This window comes from 'Chrysanthemum coronarium' phytoplasma, assembly GCF_000744065.1.
Classification (GTDB): Bacteria; Bacillota_I; Bacilli_A; order Acholeplasmatales; family Acholeplasmataceae; genus Phytoplasma; species Phytoplasma asteris.
Genome location: NZ_BBIY01000041.1, coordinates 1 through 9,848 on the forward strand (window position 1 = coordinate 1; position 9,848 = coordinate 9,848).

Genomic DNA, 9,848 nt, shown 5'->3' on the forward strand with positions numbered 1-9,848 from the left:
TTCTTCACGAAGGTCATCGTTTATGGCATATGTACAACGAAGTAGTGAACGAAAACAAAGAATCACTCCCAATGATTACCAAAGAAGCCTTAGAAATGTATACCAAAGACATCGACCGCGACTTAGCCAAACTCGACGCCGACCAAAAAGACTACCAAAAGAAACTAGAAGAATATAAAGATAAATTACAAGATAAAAAAATCCTGAAAGAATAAGAACAGTCAATAAAATTAGTTACAAAAATCCAACAAGAAGAAAATTCCGTAATTAACGAATATGAAAAAATTATCAACGAATTATATGAAAAAAGTAAACAAATCACAGATATACCAAAATTAGAAAAAAAACAATATAAATTAGAAGAAAAACTAGAAAACCAAGAAGTTGAAATAGAAACTCTCAAAGAAGAACTGAAATTAAAAAACCCTAACTACGCTCGTGCTCAACAACAATTCCAACAAAAACGTCAAACTAAAATTCCTGAAATGATTATGATTCCTAACAAATAAAACTTTTTTTAAACAATTTAATTCATAAAATTGTATAATAGTAATATATTCAAATTTCGATATTTGATAATAATCACTATTATCAGAAGGGAAATGAAATTGATGAATACTAGTAATTTTTTCAAAAAACATTTAGTAGCTATTATTACTTTTCTTATTGGATCAGTCATTATTGGTTTTTATCAAGGAAGAAACGAAATTAAAAAAGAAAAAGAAGAATTATTTTCACCAGAAGAAGAAATAGAAAATGATGATTCAAAATTTAGTTCTTCTAGAACTAAACGAGAAACTGAAAAACCTAAATTCACCATTACTGAAGCTCTTTTTGACCAAATTAAATCTTATGTATTTTTAGAAAACAACAATCAAAATTTATTATTCAATGATCTTTCCGAACGAGAAAAAACTGAAATTGAAAAAATAAAAAATAGTTGGAAAAATTCATTAGGTTTTTTCAAAAACGAAAAAAATACAATTGATGAAGAAAATAAAAAATGCGATTTATATAACACCAAAATCCAAGAAATAAAAGGCCAATTTCCGTCTTTGAATACACAAAAAAATAATTTAGAACAAGAATTAGAAATTCTCGAAAAAGAAATTAATGATTTAAAAAATGAATCACAACAATACAAATATATACCTAATCAATCAACTTCAGCAAGAACTGAAAGAGAAGCTAATCTAAATTTACTAAAGGCCGAAATCGAAAAATTACAAGATGAAGTTATAGAATTAGTCGGTCAAATTTCAGACCTTAAATCTCAAATCGGAACATTAGAATCCAAAAAAGAGATGTACGAAAATATGTTAACAAGAGCTGAAAATTTCAAAAAAATGTTAGAAGAACGATATGAAGATGCCAAAAAACAATATCAAGATAATATCTTATATGAACTCAACTCCCTCTACGAAATTATTTCCTCGGTTGAGGAATAAATAAAGTAAAAGGAGATTTTTAATTAATGGTTAAAATCAAACATCATTTATTATTCTTAAATATATTTGTATTTATTGGTTTAAGTTTATTTTTTATTACTACTAATAATTCCGTTATGGCAATGGAAAACAACACTTATAATACTTATAAAGGTGAACAAAAAAAAGATAATGATATCTTAGATGAAGCGATAGAAAATTTGGATGAAGCAATTAAATACTTTAATAAAAAAGGAATTCAAATTAATTTAGATAAAATAACGAAATTATTATCTAAAAATGAAACCAAAATAAAAAAAAGAAATATAACATTAGAAGAACAAAATTTGTTTATTTCAAAAAAACCCAATAAGAATAAAAAATAATTTAATATAAATATCTTATATTTTACAAAGACCCTAAAGGGTCTTTTTCTTTTACCCCAAACAACAACACATCACGGAACGTCCATAACCCAACTAAAAGGAGACAAATAAACCATGATTAAAACAAAAAACCTAAAAAAGTTTTCTTAATCATTTCTTTATTAATTGCTATTTTATTCATTAAACCTATTTTCGCCTATAAATATTTACATAAACAAACCAAATCAACTATTAAACTAGTAGACTACCAAACCCTTCAAGAAGAATGGTTAAATACCCAACCAAAAATGAAAAGATATGACATCAACGTTATAGAGAAAGAAGATATCCCTAATATATTAGAATATTTCAATATCCAAACTTCCACCTATAATCTCGAAGAACCCTCATACAACCCTTATGGACGTAAATTTTTCTTCAACAAATTAAAAAACCCTCCTCAAGGTCTCTTAGGTATCTATTTCAAACCTAGAATTAATCCTTTTAAAGAAAAATATCCTCATGAAGATTACGAATACACCTTAGAAGACCTTTTAAAATACGAAATCGCCATTGAAGAAGTTTTTATCTTTTGGGACTCCCAAGAAAAACCTCAAGAAATTCAACCTCAAATAAATTTAGTAGTTAGCAACATCTTCACTGATCGAAACAAAGAAGAAGTAATCAATCATTATTTAATGGAAAATAACATCATCGAAGAACCAAAATTGATTAAATTAGGTTGTTATAACACCACACCTAATACTCGTTTAGTCGTTCCCTTACCATCAAAAACTTTCCATGAAATTGATATTGACACCATTTATTTTGATGATGGAATTCGAATTATTCCTGAAAACCAATGTTACGCCATCGAAGATTTATTAAAACTATCTAACGGCGCTAAAAATATTTATCTCTTTACTTTTAACGTCCAAAAAAGAAAAAAGATTATCGAATTGTCTGATTCTTTAGAACCCTATCAAACCATCCGTAATTGGAAACGTGAAAATAATTTATATACTTTTTCGCCATTAATCAAAGAAGATGAATATGAAGAAGAAATTAAAGAAGCTGAACTTTCTTTTGAAATTACTTCTCCTTCCTATAAAAAATTTAATATTCCTTTTAAAGTTAAAATCGTTTCCCATCTTTTCGAAACTGATAATACAATTTATTTAATTTTTTGTAACGATTATTCTTTAAAAATTAAATTAGTTGAAGAATACAAAACTAATTATATAAATTGGTTAAATCAATGTTATATCAAATATGGTCATTATTATTCAGGTGAAGAAGTTCGTAATAAATTAGGCCGTTATTCCCGCTGGCTTTATAATGAAAACGGAACTAGTTATTATTATAAATATGTAGATGGTATCTTTTTTGATGATTGGTATATCGACGGAAACGATTGTTGTTCTGGTGGTGATCGTTGGCAAACAAGAACTTATTATCAATTTTTAGACACAACCCGACCACCTAAAAAACCAAAAGAATTAGATTAATCTTTAATCACAAACCAAGACCCTTTTCAGGGTCTTTTTTTATTACCCAATAATTAAAAAAGAAAGGAACTATTAAATATGTTCATTAAAAAAATCTTATCATCTTTATCAAGTAACATCATCTTTATCTTATTAATAATCCCTTTAATTTTGTTGAATTATTTAATTAAATTCTATCTTTTTACTTACCAATTAAGCATCCAAAAACTAAAACAAGGAATAGTGGTTCAATTTTATCAATATTTAACCACGAAGCAACCCAATCATGTGGAAATTAATTAATACTTGGTTAACTAAGTTAAACAACAACCTTAAAACTATAAGTGATTATTTCTTTACTTATCAAAATCAATGGTTAAACTTAGATTTATTAACAATTATTTTATTATTTCTTCCCCATCTTTTATATCTAATTGATTTTCTTTTTAAATGTCTTTATCATATAATTAAATTTATTTATTATTTAGGAAAATATCTTTTATTATTATTAAATAAAATATTTAAGAAAGGTAAATAACCATGAAAATCAAACTATCACAACGTACCAAAGAATGGTATCAACACCGCAAACAATATATTAACGCTTCCGAAATCGCTTCTATTACGGGTTTAGACCCCTTTCGTTCCATGGAACAATTAGTTCATGATAAACTCTTTGGCACAACTTTTACCGCTAATCAATATACCCTTCATGGGCAAAAAATGGAACCCATCGCGCGACAGTTTTTCATACAAAAAACCAATTTAATTTTCGAAGACACCATTTTCACTGATGATCAAGTTAACCTTTTTTCCGCCTCTTTAGATGGTTACAATGAACAACATCAAGCTGTTTTAGAAATTAAATGTCCTTTTGTTAATGAAAACCAAGAAGTCTCATCCACTTGGACTAGTTTTTTAACCAATCCTCATTTAGAAAATATTCCTCAATACTACTGGGCCCAAGTTCAATGTCAACTTTATTGTAGTCAAGCTAAATTTGCTTACTTTTTAGTCTATTTTAACAACCAAAGTTATCATGTTGTTCGGATTTATCAAGATAAAACATTTATCACTAAAATGATTAAAGATAGTCAAAAATATTTAGAATTACTACACAAAACAAAACAAGAATTATTACAAACAACTTATTTAAAACAATTAAGTAAAATTAAATAATTAATATTTTTAGACCTTCAATTTGAAGGTCTTTTTTTTATGCCCAAATTAAAAATCAAAGGAGAAAAAAAATGATGAAATTAATCGTTTTTGAAGGACTCGACGGGAGCGGAAAAACTTCTCTTATTCACACCCTTCAACCGCAATTAAAAACCCCTCATCAACTTTATCAAGGTTTAGGGAGCAGTTCTATTGGGAAGGAAATTAGAGATTTATTTTTAAATTTTCAACAAGTAGATTATCTCACTCGTTTTTATTTAAGTCTCGCGAATATGGCTCAAATCCAAGCGGAATTATTTAAAAACAACCAATTAATCATCTTAGACCGTTGGTTACCATCCGCTTATGCTTATCAATTATTTCCTTTTTCCAAGGAAAAGAAACAACTTCCCCCTTTAAAAAAGATCTTTAAGTTGAATCATGAAACTATCTTAAAAAAACCCGATTTATTAATTTATTTAGATATCGATCCTCTCATCGGAAGAACTAGAAAGAAAAAACAAAAAAACCATCAAAGAATTTCAACTTGGTTATGCCCCATTATCTGATAAACCTTTATCTTTTCGGTTAGTAAATTACTGTCAAAAGAAAAATATTAAGATCGATCAATTATTAGAATATGGTTTTATCAAAGAAAAAACCAGTCAACAAAGAAAAAAATATTATCATGATACTTTCCATGGTTCCATTATTATCCCTATTGAAAATGGTTATCATCAAACTTTTCATTTTTATCAAAACCATTTCCGCGAAGTTTCTTACTTTCAACCAAAATACCAATCCCTCAATAATTTTAGTCAAACTCCTACTTTTCATTTTAGTTATCGTTTTTTTGAAGCATTACCATATATTCAACAAACCAAAACCATCATCATTCATGAAGGTTTTTTTGATATCATTAGTTGTTGGCAAAACAATATTAAAAACGCGGTCGGTCTCATTTGTGTCACTCAGCAACTTTCTCAATCACAACTAGAAATTCTTAAAAAAGAAAAAATCAAAGTCATTATCGCTTTAGATAATGATAAAACAGGCCGAAAACGCAGCGAAGCCTTAGGAGAACAACTTAAAGAAGAAAATATTATTTACGAAATTAGACGTATTTTACCACCTTATGATAAAACTTGTAAAGATGTCGATGATTTATTACGTCAATACGGCAAAGAAGCATATCAAAAATGTTTTTTAGCTCCATACATTAGTTATGAAGAGGCCAAAAAGAAAATCATCGTCGATTTAGCGGTTCATTTCTTTGGCGAAGACAAAGTTGAAGTAATTAATTAAATTATTTTTTTACACCAAAATATATAACATCTACACATATAAAAACATTAATGCAATCTCATAAAAGTATATATAAACTTAAATTTAACTATTTAGGGTTTTTATTTTTATAACAAAAAACCAAATTAAGGAGAAAAGAAATGAAAAACGACGCTAGCCAAGAAATTAGAATCGGGGGTTGGAACGCGAAAGCCACCCCAAATGATTTAACTCAAATTAAAAACTTTTTAAAAATATTAAAAGAAGATTTAATCAATCTTACCATTATTTCTCATTCTAAAAAGAAAAACACCTATCAAGAAGCTAATTACCGTCCGAAAAACCAAACTCTCTTCGTTGATCCTCAAATCTTAGAAGAAATTAAACAAACAAAAATAACCTTAATTAATGATAATTTTTCTTCTATTAATAGTAAACTATTACTTTCAGATTTAACCCCGCTTAAAAGACAAAATAACCCCCTTAAACACCTATTTAATATCTTCCAAATCAATTATAAAAATGAATTTAAAAATACCATCAAAGAATTAATTAGAAAAATTGATGGTAATAAGTTAGAAACTTTACAGTTATATCAATTAGACCCTCAAAAACTAGATAAATACCATAAACCCATGAAAACTAACTATAAAAAAGGGTTAAATATTATTTATTATCGCCAAGAAGATTTAAAATATCTTCAATCTTTTTTAACAAAAGATAAACAAGGTTATCGGGTGAAAAAGCTACATCCCAAATATAAATATATACCTAAACAACAAGAATGACACTTTTATGACACTTCACTGACACTTTTATGACACTTCACTGACACTTTTATGACATTTTGTCTTTTAAAATAATCTATATAAAGATTAACTCATTTAAGGAGTGATATTTGATATTTTATATCGATAATGATAATGATACTCGATATTTGATATTATCGCATTATCATTTTTCATATCATTATTATTTATCGATATCATAAAAACCTCTTTTGAGGTAATTTTATTTTTTTAATTTATTTTAATTATTAAATCAACTTTAATTTTTAAATTAACTGCCTTTCCAAGTATTACTATATGTATTATTAAAAAAAAGATGCACGCGATGAAGCGCTTATTGATCCAATAAAAAATCTTTTAGAGTTATAATAGTTGATATATTTAAAATAATTTATAAAGATAATTGGTGTTAAAATGCAAAAATTAAAACAAAAAATTAAATTATTACAAAAAATGATTGAAAAGATTAAAAAATCGATAAAAAGATTGTTTTTCATTTAGTCAACCAATTCAATCAAACTCTGAATTTAACCACTATTTTAAAAACAATTCAAATTAAAAGAAGTACTTATTATTATTGGTTGAAAATAAAAGCTAAACTAAAAGAAAAAGAAGAAAAACACCTGTTACAACAAAAACGGATTAAAGCTTTATGTCTCCATTATCAATATTTTTACGGTCATCGAAAAATCACTGATTTATATCAAAAAACCTTTAACGAATTCATCACCAAGAAAAAAGTTTATCTCATCATGAAAAAAAACGACATTAGTTGTCGTTTAAGAATCAAAAAAAATTTTACTTACCGTAATTTAAAAAATAATCTCCAAATAATTCCTAATTTAATCAATCAAGATTTTATGGCCACCAAACCCCTCCAAAAACTTTTTACTGACATCACTTATTTCAAAACGAATCAAGGTTTTCTTTATTTTTCTTGCATCATTGACTCTTTTAACAATCAAATAATTGCTTCACATGTTTCAAACCAACAAAATAAAGATTTAGTTTTAAAAACTATTAAAAAACTGCCAAAATTAAAAGAACCTTGTATCATTCACTCCGATCAAGGAAAAGTTTATCAATCGCTCAAAATTCAACAAACTTTAACGAAAAAAGGTTTTTTAATCAGCATGTCAAGAAAAGCTACCCCTCGTGATAACGCCATCATTGAAAACTTTTTCGGCCAAATGAAAACAATCTTACAACATCAAAATCCATTTTTATTTCAAAAATCTCCTGATAAAATGAAAAAATTAATCAATCATTTTCCGAAATTTTGGAATACTAAGTGGATTTTAAATAAATTAAACCATTCAACTCCATCTCAATATATTCAAAATCTAAGATAAATTTTTAGTTGATTTAACATCAAATAATATAACTTTGAAAAAGGTTATTTTAGTACGACTTTTTTTAAGAAAAATGTTAAATTGATATCAAAGATTATTTTCTTTTCATTTTGTTGACGAGTTTTTCACTTTTTTTACCTAACTAGATAGTGTAAAGATAAAATATTTAAAAAAATATCTTTTGAAACTAAAGAATTATCAAAAAAAGTTTAGACACTTTTTTAAACGAAAAAAATATTTCTTTAGTTTGAAAAGATAGGAAATTATCTATTAATTTTTAGTCTTAAAGAGTCATTTTAAAAATTAAATTTGTTTAAAAAAAGGAAACAGCTCAAAGTTTTTGATTCTCATAATATTCATTCTTTCTTAAATATTTTCTTTAATAAGAATAAAAGATATTTTCATAAATAATAAAAGAAACGAAAAAGATGATAAAGACATTTAAAAAGAAAATCAATTAAATATAAAAGATGAGGGATAAATAATAAAATAATCGTTAATAAACCTAAGTTTAACCATTGATTTTGATAAGTGAAGAAATAATGACTGATAGCATTAAGCATGTTATTTAGTTTAGTTAACCAAGTATTAATTAAATTCCACATGATGATTTGGTTGCTTCGTAGTTAAATATTGATAAAATTGAACCACTATTCCTTGTTTTAGTTGGTGAAGACTTAGTTTGACAGTGAAAAGATAGAATTTAAGAACATAATAAATGGTGATAATTGGAATAAATGAAAGTAGAGTGATGATGAAAAAGATGAGATTACTAGGTAAAGATTGAAAGATTTTTTTATGAACATTGTTTTTGTTTCCTTTCCAAAGTTATGTGTGTTGTTAAATAAAAAAAGACCCTGGAAGGGTCTTGGTTTGTGATTATTCTTTTTTTTAGGAATTGTATCTAAAAATATTTCTTTGTGCAACTTTTGCATTGCTTTTAAAACTTTTTTATTATTTTCAAAACTTATTTCTCCTGAACATATTAATTCAACACATTTTAATTCAAATTCTTTTTTAGTCAAATCTTCGAATTTTAATTTTTTGTTACATTGTATTGTTTTAATTATGGAGAAAAGTATTAAAATAACATTCAAAATTAAACTTATTATTAAAATAAATGATTTAATTTCCATTTTTTTGATTTCCTTTTTTTATTTTTTATCACTCAGATGGGATTATAATGTAGAGATAGTTTAGTTTAAATAAGATATTATTTTTATATTGTGTTTTTAAAAAATTACTAGTATTCATTAATTTTTTTATCCCCTATGATAATGGTTATAAATTATCAAATATGAAAGTTTGAATAATATTCACTATTATACAACTTTATGAATTGAATATTGAAAAAAATGATTAAGGTGCATCATTATTTAAAGGATTTTAATTTGGTGTTTTTCTTTAATTTTTTGTTGAGTATAATTGTAAATTTGGATATTTTTGTTTGCTTGGTTTGTTTTTAAAAATTTATATTAATTTCTATAAACATCAATTTTATAACTATTTGTTTTATAAACAATTTAAAAAAATGGTTTTTTTGTTTTTCCAAATTATCATTGTTTATTTTTTCATCTTCTTTACTATATTTTGATATTTGTTCTAATTGCTGAATTTGTTCTTGACATTTATTAATATTTGTTTCTTTAATTAATTCATTATTTAATTTGTCCATTGCCATAACTTGATTATTATTATTTATTAATAACAATCCTAAACAAATAAATAAAATAATATTAAATATTAGTAAATATTTTTGTGATTTAAATATCATATGAAATCTCATTTAATTTTTATTCCTTTATATTTTAACATATTGGAAGTTGTTAAAATTTTTATCACCAGTCATCGCTGGTTCTTTTATTATATTCGGCTTCCTTGACTTTATCATTATTCTGTTTATCTTGGTAAAGGGATAAAGTTTTACGTACAGGGTTAAAGTGGAGGTGAAAATTAGTTAATTCAAAGTTAGAGTCGGAAACATGTA

At 25.5% G+C, this 9,848-nt stretch carries 11 protein-coding genes and 4 pseudogenes; 11 read left to right on the forward strand and 4 right to left on the reverse strand.

What is annotated here, in order from left to right:
- The 11 genes and pseudogenes from OYV_RS04465 to OYV_RS02640 all read left to right on the forward strand — a co-directional run.
- Positions 1 to 215 (forward strand): annotated as a pseudogene (locus OYV_RS04465) (DNA double-strand break repair protein Rad50); the annotation flags it as partial.
- 387 nt (positions 216 to 602) lie between these two features.
- Positions 603 to 1,448, forward strand: a complete 846-nt coding sequence (locus OYV_RS02600) for a hypothetical protein (protein WP_152550834.1) — start codon at positions 603 to 605, stop codon at positions 1,446 to 1,448.
- Between the two features lie 26 nt (positions 1,449 to 1,474).
- The gene (locus OYV_RS02605) at positions 1,475 to 1,813 is read left to right on the forward strand and encodes an SVM family protein (protein WP_042068137.1); all 339 of its coding nucleotides are present in this window, start codon (positions 1,475 to 1,477) and stop codon (positions 1,811 to 1,813) included.
- Between the two features lie 287 nt (positions 1,814 to 2,100).
- Complete coding sequence (locus OYV_RS02610; protein ID WP_081931929.1) at positions 2,101 to 3,300, forward strand: hypothetical protein; 1,200 nt, start codon at positions 2,101 to 2,103, stop codon at positions 3,298 to 3,300.
- A gap of 78 nt (positions 3,301 to 3,378) precedes the next feature.
- Positions 3,379 to 3,582 carry a hypothetical protein gene (locus tag OYV_RS02615; RefSeq protein ID WP_042068140.1) on the forward strand — a complete coding sequence of 68 codons (204 nt, stop codon included), beginning with the start codon at positions 3,379 to 3,381 and terminating at the stop codon, positions 3,580 to 3,582.
- The gene (locus OYV_RS02620; protein ID WP_042068141.1) at positions 3,566 to 3,817 is read left to right on the forward strand and encodes a hypothetical protein; all 252 of its coding nucleotides are present in this window, start codon (positions 3,566 to 3,568) and stop codon (positions 3,815 to 3,817) included. Before OYV_RS02615 ends, OYV_RS02620 begins: the two co-directional genes overlap by 17 nt.
- Positions 3,818 to 3,819: 2 nt before the next feature.
- Positions 3,820 to 4,458 (forward strand): YqaJ viral recombinase family protein, encoded by a 639-nt coding sequence (locus tag OYV_RS02625; RefSeq protein WP_042068142.1) that lies wholly within the window; start codon positions 3,820 to 3,822, stop codon positions 4,456 to 4,458.
- A gap of 74 nt (positions 4,459 to 4,532) precedes the next feature.
- Entirely contained in the window at positions 4,533 to 5,006 is a 474-nt protein-coding gene (locus OYV_RS02630) for a dTMP kinase (RefSeq protein WP_052360408.1), read from the forward strand.
- A pseudogene (locus tag OYV_RS04645) lies at positions 4,963 to 5,742 on the forward strand (toprim domain-containing protein); the annotation flags it as partial. The gene OYV_RS02630 and the pseudogene OYV_RS04645, both read left to right, overlap by 44 nt.
- Positions 5,743 to 5,882: 140 nt before the next feature.
- Entirely contained in the window at positions 5,883 to 6,509 is a 627-nt protein-coding gene (locus OYV_RS02635; RefSeq protein WP_011160744.1) for a hypothetical protein, read from the forward strand.
- A gap of 414 nt (positions 6,510 to 6,923) precedes the next feature.
- Positions 6,924 to 7,861 (forward strand): annotated as a pseudogene (locus OYV_RS02640) (IS3 family transposase).
- Between the two features lie 401 nt (positions 7,862 to 8,262).
- Here OYV_RS02640 and OYV_RS02645 read toward each other — a convergent pair.
- From OYV_RS02645 to OYV_RS04650, 4 genes and pseudogenes are all read right to left on the reverse strand, one after another.
- Positions 8,263 to 8,466 (reverse strand): hypothetical protein, encoded by a 204-nt coding sequence (locus tag OYV_RS02645; RefSeq protein ID WP_042068144.1) that lies wholly within the window; start codon positions 8,464 to 8,466, stop codon positions 8,263 to 8,265.
- A gap of 72 nt (positions 8,467 to 8,538) precedes the next feature.
- Positions 8,539 to 8,997 (reverse strand): hypothetical protein, encoded by a 459-nt coding sequence (locus tag OYV_RS05055; RefSeq protein ID WP_011160741.1) that lies wholly within the window; start codon positions 8,995 to 8,997, stop codon positions 8,539 to 8,541.
- Between the two features lie 326 nt (positions 8,998 to 9,323).
- Positions 9,324 to 9,647, reverse strand: coding sequence for an SVM family protein (locus tag OYV_RS02655; RefSeq protein WP_011160740.1), 324 nt, complete (start codon positions 9,645 to 9,647; stop codon positions 9,324 to 9,326).
- A gap of 52 nt (positions 9,648 to 9,699) precedes the next feature.
- Positions 9,700 to 9,848 (reverse strand): annotated as a pseudogene (locus OYV_RS04650) (effector); the annotation flags it as partial.

What these genes read in the sequence shown, in the direction of transcription:
- OYV_RS02600 (WP_152550834.1), top strand. Translation starts at nt 603, where the DNA reads ATGAAATTGATGAATACTAGTAATTTTTTCAAAAAACATTTAGTAGCT.
- OYV_RS02605 (WP_042068137.1), top strand. Translation starts at nt 1,475, where the DNA reads ATGGTTAAAATCAAACATCATTTATTATTCTTAAATATATTTGTATTT.
- OYV_RS02610 (WP_081931929.1), top strand. Translation starts at nt 2,101, where the DNA reads ATGAAAAGATATGACATCAACGTTATAGAGAAAGAAGATATCCCTAAT.
- OYV_RS02615 (WP_042068140.1), top strand. Translation starts at nt 3,379, where the DNA reads ATGTTCATTAAAAAAATCTTATCATCTTTATCAAGTAACATCATCTTT.
- OYV_RS02620 (WP_042068141.1), top strand. Translation starts at nt 3,566, where the DNA reads ATGTGGAAATTAATTAATACTTGGTTAACTAAGTTAAACAACAACCTT.
- OYV_RS02625 (WP_042068142.1), top strand. Translation starts at nt 3,820, where the DNA reads ATGAAAATCAAACTATCACAACGTACCAAAGAATGGTATCAACACCGC.
- OYV_RS02630 (WP_052360408.1), top strand. Translation starts at nt 4,533, where the DNA reads ATGAAATTAATCGTTTTTGAAGGACTCGACGGGAGCGGAAAAACTTCT.
- OYV_RS02635 (WP_011160744.1), top strand. Translation starts at nt 5,883, where the DNA reads ATGAAAAACGACGCTAGCCAAGAAATTAGAATCGGGGGTTGGAACGCG.
- OYV_RS02645 (WP_042068144.1), bottom strand. Translation starts at nt 8,466, where the DNA reads ATGTGGAATTTAATTAATACTTGGTTAACTAAACTAAATAACATGCTT.
- OYV_RS05055 (WP_011160741.1), bottom strand. Translation starts at nt 8,997, where the DNA reads ATGGAAATTAAATCATTTATTTTAATAATAAGTTTAATTTTGAATGTT.
- OYV_RS02655 (WP_011160740.1), bottom strand. Translation starts at nt 9,647, where the DNA reads ATGAGATTTCATATGATATTTAAATCACAAAAATATTTACTAATATTT.